Here is an 18,924-nt window from a genome sequence, read left to right as displayed (position 1 = left end):
ATGGCGCCAAATCCCCGGGTTTGTGGCAAACTTCGCCGTTATAAATGCCGGGATCGTCGTGAAGGGCTACGGCGCGATGGAATAAAGCGTTGCCAGTTTGATGTCCGCGGTGCGGAATCGGACTACTTAAAATTTGGTACGACGGTACCAATATCTTCTGCCTGACAGATTTAGAGGAACGACCGTGCATAACGTCGTCATCAGCGGCACTGGCCTGTACACCCCGGCCAACAGCATCTCCAACGAAGAGCTGGTGCAGTCTTTCAATGCTTACGTGCAACAGTTCAATGCAGACAACGCCGCCGCCATCGAGCGTGGTGAGGTGCAGGCGCTGACTGAATCCAGCGCAGCGTTTATCGAAAAAGCGTCGGGCATCAAGAGCCGCTTTGTGATGGACAAAGACGGCATTCTCGACCCGCAGCGCATGGCCCCGCGCCTGCCCGAGCGCAGCAATGATGAATGGTCGGTGCTCTGCCAGATGGCCGTTGGCGCCGCCGAACAGGCCCTGCAGCGCGCCGGCAAGACCGCTGCCGACATCGACGGGGTGATCGTCGCCTGTTCCAACTTGCAGCGCGCCTACCCGGCCATCGCCATCGAAGTCCAGGAAGCCCTGGGTATCGAGGGTTTCGGTTTCGACATGAACGTGGCCTGTTCCTCGGCGACCTTCGGCATTCAGAATGCCGCCAACAGCATCCAGCTGGGCCAGGCCCGGGCGATCCTGATGGTCAACCCGGAAGTCTGCACCGGCCACCTGAATTTTCGCGACCGTGACAGCCACTTCATCTTCGGCGATGCGGCCACGGCCGTGGTCCTGGAGCGCGCTGACCTGGCGACCTCCGAGCACCAGTTCGACGTGGTGAGCACCAAGCTGCTGACCAAGTTCTCCAACAACATCCGCAACAACTTCGGCTTCCTCAACCGCACGGCGGAAGAGGGCGTCGGCGCGCCCGACAAGCTGTTTGTGCAGGAAGGCCGCAAAGTCTTCCGTGATGTGTGCCCGATGGTCGCCGAGCTGATCGGTGTACACCTGGAAGAAAACCAGCTGAACGTCGGCGATGTGAAGCGCTTCTGGCTGCACCAGGCCAACCTGAGCATGAACCACCTGATTGTGAAGAAACTGCTGGGTCGTGAAGCTTCGGTGGAAGAAGCGCCGGTGATTCTCGATACTTACGCCAATACCAGCTCGGCGGGCTCGGTGATTGCGTTCCACACCTACCAGGACGATTTGCCGAAAGGTTCTGTGGCGGTGCTCAGCTCGTTCGGCGCGGGTTACTCGATTGGCAGCGTAATCCTGCGTAAACGCTGATCCAGAGCCAGAATGCGGTTAATGTGGGAGCTGGCTTGCCTGCGATGACAAGGGTGAATTCACCGCCGCTATCGCAGGCAAGCCAGCTCCCACAGGGATCGGATTTCCACAGCAGGATTGAGGTAAACGATGGCAGCAGCGGACGACGCGCACCTGCTTGAACGATTGCTCAAGGGCGAGCAGCGGGCCTACAAGGAATTGGTCACCACCTACCAAAGCGCCATGCGCGCGGTGGCCTATGCAATTGTCGGCCAGCGCCACGCCGACGAAGTGGTGCAGGACGCGTGGCTGTCGGTGGTGCGTAACCTGGCCAAGTTCGAAGGGCGTTCCAGCCTCAAGACCTGGCTGCTGACCATCACCGCCAACTCCGCCAAAGGCCGTTACAAACAGAACCGCCGGGAAGTGTTGCTCGACGATTTGCCCTCGCCCCACGGGACCATCGGTGACGATCGCTTTGTGCCGGATGACGGCCACTGGGCTGTCGCGCCGTACGCCTGGCATCAGGACACCCCGGAAGCGCTGCTCACCGAAGACGAATTGCGCAAATGCCTGGAGCATACGTTGCTGAGTTTGTCGGAGCTGCAAAGCAGCGTGCTGGTGCTGCGTGAGCGTCAGGGCCTGGAGTTGGAAGAGATTTGTAATCTTCTGACCCTGTCGCTCTCCAATGTCCGTGTGCTGTTGCATCGAGCACGGCTTAAAGTCTTCGCCACGGTGGAGCATTTTGAGGAAACGGGCGAATGTTGACCTGTAAAGAACAAGTGGCACGTTCCAGTGACTATCTCGATGGGCAATTGACCTTTCGCGAGCGTTTGCTGGTGCGTCATCACTTGATGTTCTGCCCTAACTGCCGGCGATTCATTCGTCAGATGCGCCTGATGCAGGCGACTTTGAAGATTATGCCGGACGAGCCGGTAAAGGACGCTGATGCATTGGCCGAGCGGCTTGCGGCTGAACGGCTGAAAGATCAGTAAAGGCGGGGAAGAGATAGACTCGCGTGGGTGCGTCGAACGGATGATGGGGATCGACCCACCCACGAGAGGCTGTTGAAACCACCTTGGGCCGTCCTGGCCCAAGGCGTATGACACTCACATTTAGAACTTGGCTTCAGCATCCAGCTGCAGGGTGTTGGTGTTGGCATCACGCTGCGTGCGGCTGGCGTAGTCAGCCTTGGTCAGGAAATACGTGGCGCCGAGGGCGAAGTTCTTGTCGATGTCGTAGCTGACCTTCATCTTGTGACCGCGCGAACCGGTGGTGCCGTTGGCGAAGTCCGAGTCGGTGAAGGCGCCGACCACAGCATTGCGCTGAATGTCGCGGTAGTTGTAGTCCAGGTTGAAGCCAAAGACTTTGGACTTGGCACCCACCAACCAGGCAGTGTCCTGATCGGTCACGGCGTCGTTGTTTTTCACGTACTGGCCGTAGAACGCCAGAGGCACGGCCAGGCCACCGATGTCGGCTTGGGCAAAACCTTCATACAGGCGGAACTGGTTGTCGGCCGAGTTGCCGTTCACCGCCAGGGCGCACGGCGTGGTGGTGGTCGTGCAACGGCTGTCCTTGTCGTTCTGGTAGGCGTAGACGCTGCCGCCCAGGGTCATTTTCAGGTTATCGGTGACCGAGAAACGCGTGCCCAACTGGCCGGACGTCAGACGCAGGTCATGACGGAACTGCACGCCGTCGCCATCGACGTTGTCCTTGAGGTTGTAGTTACCGAGGCTGCCGAACAGCTCGGCGCTGCTACCCAATGGGTACTTGTAGGTCAGGGCCAGACCTTCCGGGTTGATATCGCTATCCCAGATCACGTCGCCCATGTTGACCCACGGCTGCAGCATCTTGCCGCCGATCACGTGCAGGTTCTTGATCTGGTCCGGGTGGTAGTCGATGTAGCCGAGGTCCAGCCAGATCGACTTCTTGTCGAAATAGTTGTCCTGGTCCTGGTTGGTGGAGCGGGCATCGTCGCTGCTGCCGGTGGCAATGCGGATGCCGGTGTCGACCTGCGAGTTGATCTCGGTGTAAGCGCCCAGACGGGCACGGATGCGCTGACGGTCCTTGTCGCGGCCACCGTTGTTGGATTCGCCCTGAATCTTTACGGTTTCCTGACGGAAGCGCACGTCACCCTTGAACTGGGTCTTGGCGGCCCAGGCCAGCTTCTGATCGAACACGCTCAGGTCGTTGGTCTTTTTCGCGGTAGCCGCGATCTGTTCATTGCTTTCTTGTTGAGCTTGCCGTGCGATCTGCTGTTCTTTCTGGTCCTTGGCCAATTCCGTTTGCAGTTCAGTGTACTGCGCAGCGGTGATCTGGCCGTTGGCCTTGAGCATGTCGAGCAATTTAGCGTCGACTGCAGCGCTGGCCGGAACGCTCAGGGCCAGCAACAGGCCGCCACACAGGACCGCCGCAGTTTTAGTGGAAGCAAGACGCATATCAATCTCCGAAAGTGAGGAGGGATGGCAAACCATCCAGGACACAACCGACCGATGACGGACGGAAAAATAGCCGCCTGATAGAACCAGGCGCTCTAAAAAACAGGCGTCAGTATCACGATCGTTTATTACGGAGCAGTGGCTAAGTGATGTCATGTAGATGACAAATTATTTATAAATGAAAAATTGGCTTGGGTTTTGCCGGGCCATTTGAAGGTGTGCGAAGCCCCGCGATAAGCGATACTCGCCAGGCTTTCACGCCCTGAAGTAGTGAGGATGCCGATGCCGTTGCAACGCTTGAACAGCCTGTCCGAAATCGCCCCACAGGCGTGGGACGCCTTGGTGCCGCAAGCCCAGCCTTTTGTGCGACACGCGTTCTTGAGTGCCCTTGAAGACAGCGCCAGCGTAGGCCCGCATTCGGGCTGGCAGCCTGAGCATTTGCTGCACTGGGAGGGCGAGCGTCTGGTGGCCGCACTGCCCAGCTATCGCAAATGGCATTCCTATGGCGAATACGTGTTTGATCACGGTTGGGCCGATGCCTGCGAGCGAGCGGGCATTGATTACTACCCCAAGCTGCTGACGGCGGTACCCTTCAGCCCGGTCAGCGGCCCGCGTCTGCTGGCTGCGAATGCGCAGGACGGTTTCGAACTGCTCAACGCGTTGCCGGGCTACCTCGAAATCGAAGGGCTCTCCAGCGCCCACATCAACTTCACCGACCCTTTGGCCGATGAGGCGCTGGCGCTGCAACCGGGCTGGATGCAGCGCCTGGGCTGCCAGTTTCATTGGCAGAACCGTGGCTATCGCGACTTTCAGGACTTTCTCGACGCCTTGAGTTCACGCAAGCGCAAACAGATGCGCAAAGAACGCGAGCAAGTGGCGGGGCAGGGCATTGATTTCGAATGGCTGCAAGGCCACGAGTTGAGCGAAGCCCAGTGGGATTTTGTCTACGCGTGCTACGCCAACACCTACGCGGTGCGCCGCCAGTCGCCTTACCTGACCCGTGAGTTTTTCAGCCTGCTCGCCGAGCGCATGCCCGAAGCGATCCGCGTGGTGCTGGCCAAGCAGGGTTCACGCCCGGTGGCCATGGCGTTCAGCCTGCTCGGTGGCGACAGTTTCTACGGCCGCTACTGGGGCTGCCTGGCGGAGTTCGACCGCCTGCATTTCGAAACCTGCTTCTACCAGGGCATGGACTACGCCATCGCCCACGGCCTGCAACGCTTCGACGCGGGGGCGCAAGGCGAGCACAAGTTGATTCGCGGCTTTGAGCCCGTGATCACTCGGTCGTGGCACTACCTGCGTCATCCGGGGTTGAAGAATGCCGTGGAGGACTTTCTGGAACGTGAGCGCGTGGGGATTGTGGCGTATGCCGAAGAGGCGAGGGCGGCGCTGCCTTATCGGCAGGGATGAACTGACTGTGAAGAATGCCGAGGCTGGCCATTCGCAAATCAAGTGTGGGAGCTGGCTTGCCTGCGATGACGGTCTGTCAGCCAACGCTTCAGTGACTGATGTTTCGCTATCGCAGGCAAGCCAGCTCCCACATGTTTGATCGGTGTGTGTGTTCAGTCGATCCCGACGAACCCACCGGTCTGGTGCTGCCACAACCGCGCATACAGTCCGCCATGGGCGAGCAACTCGGCGTGGCTGCCTGTCTCGGCGATCTGGCCTTTCTCCAGCACCACCAGGCGGTCCATGCGCGCAATGGTCGACAACCGGTGCGCAATCGCGATCACCGTCTTGCCCTGCATCAGGGTCTCCAGGCTTTCCTGAATCGCCGCTTCCACTTCCGAGTCGAGTGCCGAGGTCGCTTCGTCCATGATCAGGATCGGCGCGTCCTTGAGCAGTACCCGTGCAATAGCGATGCGCTGGCGTTGCCCGCCGGACAGTTTCACCCCGCGTTCACCCACATGAGCGTCCAGCCCGGTGCGGCCTTCGGCGTCCGACAGTAACGGGATGAACTCATCGGCGCGGGCCTTGTGGATAGCGGCCACCAGCTCGTCTTCGGTCGCATCCGGCTTGCCGTACAGCAGGTTGTCACGGATCGAGCGGTGCAGCAGCGAGGTGTCCTGGGTAATCATGCCGATCTGTTCGCGCAACGATTCCTGGGCGACTTCGGCGATGTTCTGGCCGTCGATAAGGATGCGTCCGCCTTGCAGGTCGTACAGGCGCAGCAGCAGGTTGACCAGGGTCGACTTGCCCGCGCCGGACGGGCCGATCAGGCCGATTTTTTCGCCGGCCTTGATCTCAAGGTTCAGGCCGCCAATGATCCCGCTCTTCTTGCCGTAGTGAAAATCCACCTGTTCAAAGCGCACTTCACCATGGGGCACCGTCAGGCGCGGCGCGTTTTCGCGGTCGGTCACTGCCAGGGGCAGGGCGATGGTTTTGAGGCCGTCCTGCACCATGCCGATGTTCTCGAAAATGCCGTTGACCACCCACATGATCCAGCCCGACATGTTGACGATACGAATCACCAAACCCGTGGCCAAAGCAATCGCGCCCACGGAAATCAGCGACTGGGTCCACAGCCACAAGGCCAGGCCCGTGGTAGTGACAATCAGCAGGCCGTTGAGGATGGCGATGGCCACGTCCATGCTGGTCAGCACGCGGGCGGCCAGTTGGCTCTTCTCGGTCTGCTCGATGATCGCTTCCTTGGCGTATTCCTGCTCACTCTGCGTATGGGCGAACAGCTTCAAGGTCGAGATGTTGGTGTAGCCGTCGACAATGCGGCCCATCAATTTGGAGCGCGCTTCGGAGGAAATCACCGAGCGTTCCTTCACCCGTGGCACGAAATAGCGCAGTGCCAGGCTGTAGAAAATAATCCAGGTGATCAGCGGGATCATCAGCCGCCAGTCGGCCTCGGCAAACAGCACCAGGGCGCTGATGGCGTAGATCGATACGTGCCAGATGGCTTCTGCCGTGGCCACCGCCGAATCGCGCAGCGAGTTGCCGGTTTGCATGATGCGCTGGGCGATGCGCCCGGCGAAGTCGTTCTGGAAGAAGTTCAGGCTCTGCTTGAGCACATAGCTGTGGTTCTGCCAGCGGATCAGGCTAGTCATGCCGGGGTTGATGGTCTGGTGCACCAGCAGGTCATGCAGGCCGTTGAAGATCGGGCGCAGCAGCAGGGCGACCACGGCCATCCAGATCAGCTCGGCGCTGTGAATCTGGAAGAAATTGGCGGGCGGCGTGCCTTGGGCCAGGTCAATGATGCGGCTCAGGTAGCTGAACAACGCTACTTCGATCAGCGCACCGACCAGGCCGACCACCAGCAAGGCGGCAAAACTTGGCCACACCTGGCGCAGGAAGTAGAGGTAGAAGGGCAGGACTTTGTCGGGCGGTGCGTCGCTGGGGGCGTCGCGGAAAATATCGATCAGTTGTTCAAAACGACGATAGAGCATTAGGGTTGACGCCCGCCGGGCGGGCTCTCCTGTTCAAATGCGCGCGGTGCCTTGTGAGCACCGCGCGAAACCTCCTGTTGACCTCAGTCGATGCGCTTGGCCGACTTGATCAGGACAGGATCGATTGGCACGTTCTGCATGCCCTGTTTGGTGGTGGTCTGCGAGTTGACAATGATGTCGACCACGTCCATGCCTTTGACGACCTTGGCGAACACGGCATAACCGGCATCGCGACCCGGGTCGAGGAAGGCGTTGTCGGCCACGTTGATAAAGAATTGGCTGGTGGCCGAATTCGGATCGTTGGTGCGCGCCATGGACAGGGTGCCACGCACGTTATGCAGGCCGTTGCTGGCTTCGTTCTTGATCGGTGCTTCGGTGGGCTTTTGCGACATCTGCTGGGTGAACCCGCCGCCCTGGACCATGAAGCCCGGGATCACACGGTGGAAAATCGTGTTGGTGTAGAAACCCTTGTCGACATAGGCCAGGAAGTTTTTGGTACTGATCGGTGCCTTGACCGGGTCCAGTTCGATTTCAATGTCGCCGTTGGTGGTGCTGATCAGTACGTGCTGGGCCTTGGCGGGCTCGGCGGCCATCAGGTTGGCGGCGAACAATACGGAACCGGCGAAGAAGGCGATTTTTTTCAGCATGGGTCAGTGATCCTGGGTAGTGGTTTCGACTGTCTTTAGAAAATCGAGCAAGGTAGCGTTAAAGACTTCGGGTTGATCCAAGGGCGTGGCATGGCGGGAATCTTCGATCACCGCCAGCCGCGCATCGGGCAGCAGTTTTACATAGTTTTCTTTCTGCGCCACGGGGGTGTAGTCGTGGTCGGCGCTGATGACCAGCGTAGGACAGGTAATTCGGCAAAGTTGTTCCTGCACGCCCCAGCCCACAATCGCGTCGAAGCTGGCGAGATAAGCACGTTTGTCGTTTTTTGCCCAGCGTTCGGCCATTTTGCGGCGCAGGTCGGCTTGGTGCGGTTTGGGGAATAGCCGCTCGCCCAGCGCTTTTCCAATGGTGGACAGGCTGAGCAGCCGCGCCAGGCTCCAGCGTTTGGCCCACTGCCAATAATCATCGGCGCTGCGCACCTTGACCTCGGGCGCGCTGTTGACGATGCACAGGCTTTTGAGCCGCGCCGGTTCGTTCACGGCCAACTGGAAGGCGATCATGCCGCCCATGGACAAACCGACTACGTGGGCGGGCGGCAGGTTCAGGTGTTCGATCAATGCGATCAGGTCGAAGGTGAAGCCCTGAATGCTGTAGCGCTCGCGCGGTTTGTCGGAACGCCCGTGGCCGCGCACGTCCACCACGATGAGGTGGTAATGCCGGGCCAGCACCGGAATCTGCAGTTCCCAATCCTGGCTGCTGGAACCCAGGCCATGGATCAGGATCAGCGGGGTGCCATGACCGTATTCCTCGTAGTGCAGGTTGCAGCCTTCATGGTCGAACCAGGCCATGGGTGAACTCCGTTTCAGGCTTGCTCGGGGGCGGCGAAAGGCGCGTCCAGGGGAGCGGTGTCAAAGGTGCGCAACAGATCGATGAGAATCTGCGTGGCCGGGCCCAGGGGTTTGTCTTTGTTTGAATACAGGTAAAACGTGGGGTTACGGCTGCCGCCTTTTTCCAAGGGTAGCTGTTTGAGCAAGCCTTCGTTGAGTTCGCGTTCGATCAAGTGACGGGGCAGCCAGGCAAAGCCCAGGCCGCTGCTGACGAACGTGGCGGCGGTGGGCAGGCTGCCGACGGTCCAGCGCTGTTCGGCGCCGAGCCAGCCCACGTCCCGTGGCTGCTGGCGGCCGGAGTCGCGGATCACCACCTGCATCTGGCTCTCAAGGTCCTGGAAGCTCAGCTCGCGGTTCAGGCGATGCAGTGAATGGTCGGGGTGGGCCACGGCGATAAATTCCACATCGCTCATTTCCGTGCCCAAATAGCCTGGAATGATGAAACTGCTGATGGCCAGGTCAGCCATGCCATCGATCAATAACTCTTCGACCCCCGACAACACCTCTTCGCGCAGACGCACACGGCAACCCCGGCTCTGCGGCATAAACGCGGTGAGGGCACGCACCAGGCGCGCGTTGGGGTAGGCGGCGTCCACCACCAGCCGCACTTCGGCCTCCCAGCCTTGCTCCATATGGTGGGCGAGGTCTTCAAGCTGGCTGGCGTTTTTCACCAGTTGGCGGGAGCGGCGCAACAGCACTTCACCGGCGTCGGTAAGCACCGCCTTGCGCCCGTCGATGCGCAGCAGCGGCACGCCGAGCTGGTCCTGCATGCGGGCCACGGTGTAACTCACCGAGGATTGCGAACGGTGCAGCGCTTCAGCCGCCTGGGCGAAGCCGCCATGGTCGACCACGGCCTGCAAGGTGCGCCATTGATCGAGGGTAACGCGGGGCGCTTTCAAGATGAGCTCCTCTTGTCCTAAGCTGACAGTCCTTATTGGAGACTGCCGAATGAGAAAATTGTGTTGTGTGTTGCTGGCGCTGCTGCCGATGAGCGCATTTGCCTACCCTATCGACGTGACTAAAAAGATCGAAGGGGTGCAAGTGGATTACAGCGCCTCCGACGTGGACGGCGACATCAGTTCGATACGCCTCAACAACTACGGCACCGTTGACGCGGTGTGTTCAGTCACCTTCACCAACGGCCCGGAATCGCCGCGCACCCGTAAAGTCACGGTTGAGGCCGGTAAAAGCACGAACACCACGGTCAAATTTACCCGTGCAATTATCAAGATGCGCATCGCTCTGGCGTGTGCCCCGAAATAAAGCAGCAGCGGAGCATGCCGACAGCAATACTCCGCTTATAAACAAATTTCTAGATGGGTTGTAGCAGTTTTTTGCGCTTTTTTATCGAATGGCTGATGTTTAATCTTTTCTCCATCGCCTTACAGCACTTACAGATGGAGCCTACACAGCCATGTCCAACGTTCTGATCATCGAAAGCAGCGCACGCCAGCAGGATTCGATTTCCCGCCAGCTCACCCGGCAGTTCATCAGCCAGTGGCAGGTGGCGCATCCGGCGGATCAGATCACCGTGCGTGATGTGGCCCTCAATCCGGTTCCGCACCTGGATGCCGACTTGCTCGGCGGCTGGATGAAACCTGCTGAGCAGCGCAATACGGTTGAACAGGCTTCTCTGGATCGCTCCAACGAGTTGACCGACGAATTGCTCGCCGCCGATGTGTTGGTACTGGCAGCGCCCATGTACAACTTCGCCATCCCCAGCACCCTCAAAGCCTGGCTGGACCATGTGTTGCGTGCCGGTGTGACCTTCAAGTACACCGCCACCGGCCCGCAGGGTTTGCTCACCGGCAAACGCGCCATTGTGCTGACTGCACGCGGCGGCATTCACACCGGCGCGGCCTCTGATCACCAGGAACCTTACCTGCGTCAGGTCATGGCGTTTATCGGGATTCATGACGTGACCTTCATTCATGCCGAAGGGGTGAACCTGAGCGGCGATTTCCAGGAGAAGGGCATCAACCACGCTAAAGCGCTGTTGGCCCAGGTCGCCTGATCCTTTAATCGCCAGATAATCGCGAGATGTTTATCTAGCCCCACGCAAACCCTTCAAGTACGCGTATCGAACCTCCCTTTGCACTTTTTGCTCCTGAGTGCTCCTGCCCGACTGCCGCTATAGCGAGGTCGGGTTTTTTTTGCCTCGAGTTTCGTCAAACGCTGAAAACCCTTAAAGTCGCGCCCATTCGAAATGAGGCGCGCATGGGCTACTTACTGGTTGTCACACTGATTCAGGCATTTTCCTTCAGCTTGATCGGCGAATACCTCGCCGGTCACGTCGACAGCTACTTCGCCGTGCTGGTGCGCGTGCTGCTCGCCGGGCTGGTGTTTATCCCGCTGACCCGCTGGCGCTCGGTGGAACCAGCGTTCATGCGCGGCATGCTGGTGATTGGCGCGCTGCAGTTCGGTGTGACGTATGTGTGCCTGTACTTGAGTTTTCGTGTGCTCACCGTGCCGGAGGTGTTGCTCTTCACCATTCTCACACCGCTGCACGTGACCCTGATCGAAGACGCCCTCAACCGACGCTTCAACCCGTGGGCGTTGATCGCTGCGCTGGTAGCGGTGTGCGGCGCGGCGGTGATCCGCTTCGACCAGATCACCCCAAACTTCCTGATGGGCTTCTTGCTGCTGCAACTGGCCAACTTCACCTACGCCGCCGGGCAGGTGATGTACAAGCACCTGGTGGCGCGCCACCCGAGTGACCTGCCGCATTACCGACGCTTCGGTTACTTCTATCTGGGCGCCTTGATCGTGGTGTTGCCGGCGTTCCTCATGTTCGGCAAGGCCGACTACCTGCCTGAAGCGCCGCTGCAATGGGGCGTATTGGTGTTTCTCGGGCTGGTCAGCACCGCGCTGGGCATGTACTGGTGGAACAAGGGCGCGTGCCTGGTCAACGGCGGCACCTTGGCGGTGATGAATAACCTGCATGTGCCGGTGGGGTTGCTGCTGAATTTGCTGATCTGGAACCAGCATGAGCCGCTGGGGCGCTTGGCGTTGGGCGGGTTGGTGATTTTGGGGGCGGTGTGGATCAGCCGGTTGGGTGTGCGCAAGCAGCCAACCCCACGCTGAACCCCCTGTGGGAGCGGGCTTGTGTGGGAGCGGGCTTGCTCGCGAATGCGGTGTATCAGTCAGCAAATGTGTATCTGACACACCGCATTCGCGAGCAAGCCCGCTCCCACAAGGTGCGTGTTGTTAACTCGACTGTTGTTCGAGAGCCGGCACATGACTGGCGCCCAACACCGCCGGCAACATCCCCGCCCGCAAATCATTGCCACTCGGCTGCTGATACAAACTCAAGCCAAACTCCGGCAGCACCGCCAGCAGGTAGTCAAAAATATCCCCCTGGATCCGCTCGTAATCCGCCCACGCCGTGGTGCGGGTGAAGCAGTAGATTTCCAGCGGCACGCCTTGGGCGGTGGTTTGCATCTGGCGCACCATGCAGGTCATGTTCGGCTGGATGTCCGGGTGGCTTTTCAGATACGCCAATGCATACGCGCGAAAGGTGCCAAGGTTGGTCATACGGCGGCGGTTGGCCGACAGTTGCGCGCTGTGGCCCTGGGCTTCGTTCCAGGCCTTGAGCTCGGCCTGCTTGCGGCTGATGTAGTCGGTGAGCAGGTGTACCTGGGTCATGCGCAGTTCTTCATCGTCGCGCAAAAAGCGTACGCCGCTGGCGTCGATAAACAGGCTGCGCTTGATACGACGCCCGCCGGAAGCCTGCATGCCGCGCCAGTTTTTGAACGACTCGGACATCAAGCGCCAGGTCGGAATGGACACGATGGTTTTGTCGAAATTCTGCACCTTGACCGTGTGCAGAGTGATATCCACCACATCCCCGTCGGCGCCGACCTGGGGCATTTCGATCCAGTCGCCGACGCGCAGCATGTCGTTGCTGGTCAACTGCACGCTGGCAACGAACGACAGCAGCGTGTCCTTGTACACCAACAGAATCACCGCCGACATGGCGCCCAGGCCCGAAAGCAGCAACAGCGGCGAACGGTCGATCAAGGTCGCGACGATGATGATCGCGGCAAACACGAACAACACCATCTTCGCCAGTTGCACGTAGCCCTTGATCGAGCGGGTGCGCGCATGTTCGGTGCGTGCGTAGATGTCCAGCAGCGCGTTGAGCAGGGCGCTCACGGCCAGGGTCATGAACAGGATGGTAAAGGCCAGCGCCACATTGCCGATGAACAGGGTGGCGGTTTTGCTGAGGTCCGGTACCAGGTACAAGCCGAACTGAATCACCAGCGACGGCGTCATCTGCGCCAGGCGATGGAAGACTTTGTTATGGCGCAGGTCATTGAGCCAATGCAGCGCCGGTTGCCGGCCGAGCAGTTTGACGGCGTGCAGGATCAGGTAGCGCGCCACCCGTCCGAGCAACAGTGCCACCACCAGCAACACCACCAAACCCAGGCTGGAATGCAGCACCGGGTGTTCATCAAGGGCGCCCCAGAGGTCCTGGACGTTGAGCCAAAGCTGTTTGATATCCATGGGTGAAACCGATTCTTCTGTAAGACAACACGGGCCGATTAGAGCATTTAAGTGCAACAAAGTTGGCTTTACGGACAAATTCACTGACAAAAAAGCAGCTGATTAGCACCGTTCGCGTAAAGAAACTCGGTTTGGACGCCCGAAACCGGTAACCTATGCCGCTGATATTTTGTATTTCTTCGAGGTAGCACCCGTGTTTTCCCAATTCGCCCTGCACGAACGCCTGCTCAAAGCCGTGGCCGAGCTTAAATTTGTCGAGCCTACGCCTGTGCAAGCAGCGGCCATCCCGCTCGCGCTCGAAGGGCGTGACCTGCGGGTGACGGCTCAAACCGGTAGCGGCAAGACCGCGGCTTTCGTCCTGCCTGTTTTGAACCGCCTGATCGGCCCGGCCAAGGTTCGCGTCAGCATCAAGACCCTGATCCTGCTGCCAACCCGCGAGCTGGCCCAGCAGACCTTGAAGGAAGTGGAGCGCTTTTCGCAGTTCACCTTCATCAAGTCCGGCATCATTACCGGCGGCGAAGACTTCAAGGTCCAGGCCGCCATGCTGCGCAAGGTGCCGGATATCCTCATCGGCACCCCGGGCCGCATGATCGAGCAACTCAACGCCGGTAACCTCGACCTCAAGGAAGTCGAAGTGCTGGTGCTGGACGAAGCCGACCGCATGCTCGACATGGGTTTTGCCGACGACGTGCAACGTCTGGTGGCTGAATGCGTCAACCGTCAGCAGACCATGCTGTTCTCCGCCACCACCGGCGGCTCGACCCTGCGCGACATGGTCGCCAAGGTCCTGAACAACCCAGAGCACTTGCAGGTCAACAACGTCAGCGACCTGAACGCAACCACGCGTCAGCAGATCGTGATGGCCGACCACAACGTGCACAAAGAGCAGATCTTGAACTGGCTGTTGGCCAACGAGACCTATCAGAAGGCCATCGTGTTCACCAACACCCGCGCTGCTGCCGACCGCATCTACGGTCGCCTGGTTGCCCAGGAATACAAAGCGTTCGTGCTGCACGGCGAAAAAGACCAGAAGGATCGCAAGCTGGCCATCGACCGCCTGAAGGCCGGCGGCGTAAAGATCCTGGTGGCCACCGACGTCGCTGCCCGTGGCCTGGACGTGGACGGCCTGGACATGGTGATCAACTTCGACATGCCACGCAGCGGCGATGAATACGTGCACCGTATCGGCCGTACCGGGCGTGCCGGCAACGATGGCCTGGCCATCTCGCTGATCTGCCACGGCGACTGGAACCTGATGTCGAGCATCGAGCGCTACTTGAAGCAGTCGTTCGAGCGCCGCACTATCAAGGAAGTCAAAGGCACCTACACCGGGCCGAAAAAGGTCAAGGCGTCGGGCAAAGCCGTTGGCGTGAAGAAGAAAAAGACTGACGCCAAGGGCGACAAGAAGAAAACCGGCGCCAAGTCGCCGACCAAGCGCAAGATCGCCAACCGGCCGAAGACCGACAACCTGTCGCTCGTCAGCAAGGATGGCATGGCGCCGCTCAAGCGTCGCAAGCCAGAAGCACCGGCTGCTGAATAAGCCTGCGCTGATATGAAAAAAACCGGACGATTGTCCGGTTTTTTTTTGATCGTTCCCACGCTCTGCGTGGGAATGCGGCCAGGAACGCTCCTGCGTCTCGCTTTTCCGCTCAACTTTTGGCTTTGGCCGCCGCCTCGTCGAGATCCTTGAGGCGTTGATCGATCAACTGGCACTTGTCGGGCAAGTCGGCCGAAGCCGTGTCCATGTCCATCTTTTGCAATTCTGCGTTCATTTCTTTGGCCATGGTCGGGTTTTGCTGGGTGAGCTGAGTCACTTTCTCGGCGAGTTGCTCGCGCTTGGCCGTGGCTTCTTCAGGGGTACAGGCCCAAGCGGGCAGGGCGCTCAACAACGTGGCGGCGATGGCCAGGGTTCTCAGGGTTTTCATGGTCGGACCTCCTTGGCAGGGTTATTCAGTTGAGGCGGTTTGTGTCTGAAAAGTTCAGAGAAGTGACGCCCGTCCGCCCGGCTGAACGGCCAGTGGCATGACGTGTCACTACTTCTGACGGGCTAACTTTTCCACCAGCCTGCAGGAGGAATCAGGATGACGACTTACAACTGGGATTTGATCGAACGTCTGCTGCATGAAGTGCAGAACGGCGAGGGCAGCTTTGCGCCGCGTAAGTACGCGGAGCAGGAAGCGGCCGAAAAGGCCACGGCGGGCGAGTCCACCGGGAATCTGGATGCGTTGAAAAAAACCGCTGCGGATTATGAAGCGCTGCTGTTCAAGCGGGGGTTTATTGAATCGCGCCCTGAAGACGAGGGTGGAAATGGCGAGAATTTCATTCTTACCGCGCTGGGCGCGCAGTTATTGGCGCTGATTGATAGCTCGATTCCGGGCAATGATCACCCGCGTCAGGTGCTGGACGAACAGTCGGACCCGCTGGACCCGGCGACGTTTGCTGAGGTGGCGTCCAAGGCGCAGATTGCTTAAAGGACCTTATGTGAGAGCCGGGCTTGCCCGCGATGCAGGCGGCTCGGTGTGTCTGCCGAACCGATGTGATGCTATCGCAGGCAAGCCAGCTCCCACACAAGCCCACCTTTTAGGTTGAGGTGGCCTTCAGGCATTTGAGCGCTTTGAAATCGCTGCGTACGCCGTCAATTTTCTGCGTTAACTTCATGCGCTGCTGCACAGTGCTTTCGGCCATCAGGTCGATGATCAAGCTACGCGCTGCAGCTTCGGTCTTGGCATAGGCTTGTTTGTATTCAGGCGTCCACAGGCTTTCCCGATCCACCAATAACCGCTGCATTTTTTGCGGGAAATCGGCACTGCGACGTTGCTGCACGGCGTCGATAAATTGCGCCTGCCAGCGCGCGCGGTTGCCGATCCATTCCTGATTCTGTTCGCCAAGGGCAATCGACCACGCCGTAACACGATTTTGCTGGCTGGCGCTGAGCGGGCCAATCCAGGCATCCAGGCGTTTGTTCATGCGTTCGGCGCGCTCTTTGATCTGCTGCGCCAGGGGCGGCTTGAGGTACTCGTCCTGACGCTTGCGCAAATCTTTGGCCAGCGCGGCGTTCATCTCATTGACTTGCTTGTCGTCCAAGCCTTGCAACAGCTCAATGGCCGATGGTGTGATCTCCCGCGCCACCTCGGCGATCGCCTGCTTGGCCTCAACCGTGCGTGCCTGCAAGGCGGCATCTGTGACCTGATTGTTGTCGACCATTTGTTGCAGGCTGTCGAGCCAATCCAGGTAACCAGGCAACTGCGTGGTGCAATGCCAGGCCAGGTGTTCCTTGAGCGTGTCGTTGAACCAGCTCTTCTGCCCGGCATTCATGTCCAGGTAGTCGTTGAGCGTCCAGGGAATGATCACATCAAGATTGCGGTAAGCCAGGCCTACGCGATTGCAGCCGGCGAGGACCAGACTCAGGGTCAGCAGTACTACCAGCAGTTTTAGCCGACGCAACATGGGCGAGTCCTTGCGCAGATGAGTTAGTGCATGTGAACCCGCGCCGGGCGCGACAGTTCAGCCCATCAATAAAACGACCGTGCGGCCTTCAAGGTCAACAGGCCATCGCATTGCGAATTGTGTCCGGAGTAGGCCGAGCAGTCACCGCCGCTGAGGCTGGAGTCGCTGTAGATCAGGTCGAGGTCGACGCCCATCCACTCGCGGGAAAACTGCACTGACCAGTCGCTGAAGCTGCGAATCGAGCCGCCGTCCACCGACACCGGGGTGCCGAGTTGGTGAGTGGTGTACTTCATGCTCACGCCGATGCCGAAGGGCTGGGTGCCGCCGAGGTCGGCAAACAGGGTGCTGTCCTGGCGGTCCGGGTCATTGCTGAAGGACGCGCCGAAGCGATTACCCAGCAGGTTCAGGCCGCCGTAGAACGCCTGGCTGTCGAGTGGGCTGAGTTTGGGGTAGCTGTAATGGATCAATCCGACTTCGTAGCCCAGCGTCTGGTCGAAGGGATGTTTGAAGCCCATGTAGGAATCGACTTCGAGGTTGCTGGCCGAAGACAGCCCTATGTTTGGTGAAAACTGGCCGAAATACAGGCCGCTGTCATGGCTCAAATCCAGGCCGCCGTGAAACGCGTCGCTACCCGGCGACGTCGGTTTGACCAGGCCCTGGGCCATGCTGCGGCTGGGGGTGGTGCCCAATTTCAGGTCGAAGTCACCGAGTTCGCGCTGGAATATCTGCGCTTCGGCGAGGGGGCTGGCGACAAGGGCCGCGATCAGGAAAATGCAGGGTTTGAACACGCTTCACTCCATGAAAAGCGAGGAGCAGTAACGAAAAAGTCGGGCAGATGCCCGTGCTAGACGTGTGCAAGCATACCGGCGAATGCCGAGAGATGAGGCCCGTTCGTCGATTTACACATCGGAGGGTGTCGCATGAAGGTGTTTCGGGCTCTAGTCCTAGCGCCTTGATGGCAAGACGCTTAGGGACCAGGTGTATTGCGCGGTTTTTACTTTTTGCCCAGGCTGATCTGCTTGGACGGGCCGAAAGTCTGGCCGCTCACGCCCTTGGCAATTTGCTGGATTTCGCCGCCGGACTTGAGGAACGCAGCAATCTGGCTGTTGATCGATTCGCTGGTTTCAACGGCGGGAGCTGGCTTTGCTTTGCTGTTGGATGCTTTTACGCGCATGGCGGCCACTAACCTGTAGAAAATTAACTTGGCCAGGCATCGTACAGGAAATACTTGACAATTGCTTGGCAAATATCCCCCGGGAATAGTGAGCGGAGCGGGAAACAGGCGGAGTTTATTCTTGAAATAAGCCCGTAACTTGCTGTTTTAACTGGAAACCGCAGGAGCAGCACTGCTGGCATCCGGGCGAAATTGATTTGTCTGATCAGACGAGCGGGGCGTGGCTAGCAGAACGCCACGCCAGCCCGCGATTTTTCAGGCGCGCGCGCGTGCCGGGCGCAACTCGGGTAGAATGCCGCCCACGTAATGAGGGTATCGGAAATGGCTTTAGTCGGGCGCTACAACAGCTTGCAAGTGGTTAAACACACTAACTTTGGTTTGTACCTGGACGGTGCGCAAGACGGTGAAATCCTCTTGCCCAATCGGTATATCCCCAAAGATATTCCCAGTGAAGATGAAGACTGGCTTAACGTTTTCATTTATCTGGACAGCGATGACAAACTTATCGCCACGACTGAAAAACCGAAAGTTCAAGTCGGCGAATTTGCCAGTTTGAAAGTCGTGGAAGTCAACAGCATCGGTGTGTTCCTCGACTGGGGTCTGCCCAAGGATCTGTTGCTGCCGTATTCCGAAGAAAAACGCCAGATGACCGCCGGTGAGTACTGCGTCGTGCACGTCTACCTCGACAAGCACACCAAGCGCATCACCGCCACCGCGCGGCTGGATCGCTACCTGGACAAGACCCCGGCGAACTACCAGGTCGGCCAGGAAGTCGACCTGCTGGTGGCCGAAGCCACCGACATGGGCTTCAAGGCGATCATCAACAACAAACACTGGGGCCTGATCCACAAGAACGAAGTGTTCAAGTTCCTGCGTCCGGGCAAGGAAGAGAAAGGCTTTATCAAAGAGATTCGCGCCGATGGCAACATCAGCCTGAGCCTGCAACCGGTCGGCCAGGAAGCCGCGTCCAGCCTCAACTCGAAGATCCTCGCCAAGTTGCGCGATAACAACGGCAGCTTGCCGGTCAGCGATAAAAGCGACCCGGCGGTGATCAGCAACTTGTTCGGCGTCAGCAAGGGCAACTTCAAGAAGGCCATTGGTGCGCTCTACAAGCAGGGCCAGATTGTGATTCATGCGGATCGCATTGAACTAAGCTGATCGACGTTCGCTCTTCCGTAGGCGTCCTTCGGCG

The 18,924-nt window shown here is 59.1% G+C and carries 20 protein-coding genes; 10 read left to right on the top strand and 10 right to left on the bottom strand.

The window, feature by feature from the left end:
• Nucleotides 1–184: 184 nt before the first annotated feature.
• From BFW87_RS02900 to BFW87_RS02890, 3 genes are all read left to right on the top strand, one after another.
• Nucleotides 185–1,306 (top strand): beta-ketoacyl-ACP synthase III, encoded by a 1,122-nt coding sequence (locus BFW87_RS02900; RefSeq protein WP_078738477.1) that lies wholly within the window; start codon nucleotides 185–187, stop codon nucleotides 1,304–1,306.
• Nucleotides 1,307–1,435: 129 nt separating this feature from the next.
• A complete protein-coding gene (locus tag BFW87_RS02895; protein ID WP_064453547.1) occupies nucleotides 1,436–2,050 on the top strand; it encodes an RNA polymerase sigma factor in 615 nt (204 codons plus the stop codon).
• A complete protein-coding gene (locus BFW87_RS02890; RefSeq protein WP_078738476.1) occupies nucleotides 2,044–2,277 on the top strand; it encodes an anti-sigma factor family protein in 234 nt (77 codons plus the stop codon). The genes BFW87_RS02895 and BFW87_RS02890 overlap by 7 nt, the downstream gene beginning before the upstream one ends.
• 120 nt (nucleotides 2,278–2,397) lie before the next feature.
• On the opposite strand, the gene BFW87_RS02885 is transcribed toward BFW87_RS02890, so the two are convergent.
• Nucleotides 2,398–3,720 carry a putative porin gene (locus BFW87_RS02885; RefSeq protein ID WP_078738475.1) on the bottom strand — a complete coding sequence of 441 codons (1,323 nt, stop codon included), beginning with the start codon at nucleotides 3,718–3,720 and terminating at the stop codon, nucleotides 2,398–2,400.
• A gap of 282 nt (nucleotides 3,721–4,002) precedes the next feature.
• On the opposite strand from BFW87_RS02885, the gene BFW87_RS02880 reads away from it, so the two are divergent.
• Nucleotides 4,003–5,127, top strand: coding sequence for a GNAT family N-acetyltransferase (locus tag BFW87_RS02880; protein WP_078738633.1), 1,125 nt, complete (start codon nucleotides 4,003–4,005; stop codon nucleotides 5,125–5,127).
• Between the two features lie 152 nt (nucleotides 5,128–5,279).
• On the opposite strand, the gene BFW87_RS02875 is transcribed toward BFW87_RS02880, so the two are convergent.
• The 4 genes from BFW87_RS02875 to BFW87_RS02860 all read right to left on the bottom strand — a co-directional run bounded on the left by BFW87_RS02875 (nucleotide 5,280) and on the right by BFW87_RS02860 (nucleotide 9,504).
• Complete coding sequence (locus tag BFW87_RS02875) at nucleotides 5,280–7,112, bottom strand: ABC transporter ATP-binding protein (protein ID WP_078738474.1); 1,833 nt, start codon at nucleotides 7,110–7,112, stop codon at nucleotides 5,280–5,282.
• An 83-nt stretch (nucleotides 7,113–7,195) separates the two neighbouring features.
• The gene (locus tag BFW87_RS02870; protein WP_078738473.1) at nucleotides 7,196–7,759 is read right to left on the bottom strand and encodes a peptidylprolyl isomerase; all 564 of its coding nucleotides are present in this window, start codon (nucleotides 7,757–7,759) and stop codon (nucleotides 7,196–7,198) included.
• A gap of 3 nt (nucleotides 7,760–7,762) precedes the next feature.
• A complete protein-coding gene (locus BFW87_RS02865) occupies nucleotides 7,763–8,566 on the bottom strand; it encodes an alpha/beta fold hydrolase (protein WP_078738472.1) in 804 nt (267 codons plus the stop codon).
• Between the two features lie 14 nt (nucleotides 8,567–8,580).
• Complete coding sequence (locus BFW87_RS02860) at nucleotides 8,581–9,504, bottom strand: LysR family transcriptional regulator (protein ID WP_078738471.1); 924 nt, start codon at nucleotides 9,502–9,504, stop codon at nucleotides 8,581–8,583.
• A gap of 49 nt (nucleotides 9,505–9,553) precedes the next feature.
• On the opposite strand from BFW87_RS02860, the gene BFW87_RS02855 reads away from it, so the two are divergent.
• The 3 genes from BFW87_RS02855 (at nucleotide 9,554) to BFW87_RS02845 (ending at nucleotide 11,689) form a co-directional block, all read left to right on the top strand.
• Nucleotides 9,554–9,868 carry a 3-phosphoglycerate kinase gene (locus BFW87_RS02855; protein WP_078738470.1) on the top strand — a complete coding sequence of 105 codons (315 nt, stop codon included), beginning with the start codon at nucleotides 9,554–9,556 and terminating at the stop codon, nucleotides 9,866–9,868.
• A gap of 151 nt (nucleotides 9,869–10,019) precedes the next feature.
• The gene (locus tag BFW87_RS02850; RefSeq protein WP_078738469.1) at nucleotides 10,020–10,619 is read left to right on the top strand and encodes an FMN-dependent NADH-azoreductase; all 600 of its coding nucleotides are present in this window, start codon (nucleotides 10,020–10,022) and stop codon (nucleotides 10,617–10,619) included.
• Nucleotides 10,620–10,822: 203 nt separating this feature from the next.
• Complete coding sequence (locus tag BFW87_RS02845) at nucleotides 10,823–11,689, top strand: carboxylate/amino acid/amine transporter (RefSeq protein WP_078738468.1); 867 nt, start codon at nucleotides 10,823–10,825, stop codon at nucleotides 11,687–11,689.
• Between the two features lie 123 nt (nucleotides 11,690–11,812).
• Here the strand turns inward: BFW87_RS02845 and BFW87_RS02840 are convergent, their stop codons facing one another.
• A complete protein-coding gene (locus BFW87_RS02840) occupies nucleotides 11,813–13,111 on the bottom strand; it encodes a mechanosensitive ion channel family protein (RefSeq protein ID WP_078738467.1) in 1,299 nt (432 codons plus the stop codon).
• A 193-nt stretch (nucleotides 13,112–13,304) separates the two neighbouring features.
• Here BFW87_RS02840 and BFW87_RS02835 point away from each other — a divergent pair, with 193 nt between their 5' ends.
• On the top strand, nucleotides 13,305–14,651 hold the full coding sequence (locus tag BFW87_RS02835; protein ID WP_078738466.1) for a DEAD/DEAH box helicase: 1,347 nt from the start codon (nucleotides 13,305–13,307) through the stop codon (nucleotides 14,649–14,651).
• Nucleotides 14,652–14,760: 109 nt separating this feature from the next.
• Here the strand turns inward: BFW87_RS02835 and BFW87_RS02830 are convergent, their stop codons facing one another.
• Entirely contained in the window at nucleotides 14,761–15,036 is a 276-nt protein-coding gene (locus BFW87_RS02830) for a hypothetical protein (RefSeq protein ID WP_078738465.1), read from the bottom strand.
• Between the two features lie 156 nt (nucleotides 15,037–15,192).
• Between BFW87_RS02830 and BFW87_RS02825 the strand changes: the two genes are divergently transcribed.
• Nucleotides 15,193–15,582: a transcriptional regulator gene (locus BFW87_RS02825; RefSeq protein ID WP_078738464.1), complete on the top strand. Its 390-nt coding sequence runs from the start codon at nucleotides 15,193–15,195 to the stop codon at nucleotides 15,580–15,582.
• Nucleotides 15,583–15,691: 109 nt separating this feature from the next.
• Here BFW87_RS02825 and BFW87_RS02820 read toward each other — a convergent pair whose 3' ends face one another.
• From BFW87_RS02820 to BFW87_RS02810, 3 genes are all read right to left on the bottom strand, one after another.
• Nucleotides 15,692–16,558 carry a DUF6279 family lipoprotein gene (locus BFW87_RS02820; RefSeq protein WP_078738463.1) on the bottom strand — a complete coding sequence of 289 codons (867 nt, stop codon included), beginning with the start codon at nucleotides 16,556–16,558 and terminating at the stop codon, nucleotides 15,692–15,694.
• 65 nt (nucleotides 16,559–16,623) lie between these two features.
• The gene (locus BFW87_RS02815; protein WP_078738462.1) at nucleotides 16,624–17,346 is read right to left on the bottom strand and encodes a TorF family putative porin; all 723 of its coding nucleotides are present in this window, start codon (nucleotides 17,344–17,346) and stop codon (nucleotides 16,624–16,626) included.
• A gap of 206 nt (nucleotides 17,347–17,552) precedes the next feature.
• On the bottom strand, nucleotides 17,553–17,732 hold the full coding sequence (locus tag BFW87_RS02810; RefSeq protein WP_003193095.1) for a hypothetical protein: 180 nt from the start codon (nucleotides 17,730–17,732) through the stop codon (nucleotides 17,553–17,555).
• A 321-nt stretch (nucleotides 17,733–18,053) separates the two neighbouring features.
• Between BFW87_RS02810 and BFW87_RS02805 the strand changes: the two genes are divergently transcribed.
• The gene (locus tag BFW87_RS02805) at nucleotides 18,054–18,890 is read left to right on the top strand and encodes a CvfB family protein (protein WP_054897831.1); all 837 of its coding nucleotides are present in this window, start codon (nucleotides 18,054–18,056) and stop codon (nucleotides 18,888–18,890) included.
• Nucleotides 18,891–18,924 lie beyond the last annotated feature (34 nt).

Origin of the sequence: Pseudomonas fluorescens (assembly GCF_002022275.1) — a bacterium.
GTDB lineage: Bacteria > Pseudomonadota > Gammaproteobacteria > Pseudomonadales > Pseudomonadaceae > Aquipseudomonas > Aquipseudomonas fluorescens_AJ.
The sequence above is the reverse complement of the archived record's forward strand: the minus strand, read 5'-3'. Positions and strand labels throughout refer to the sequence as shown.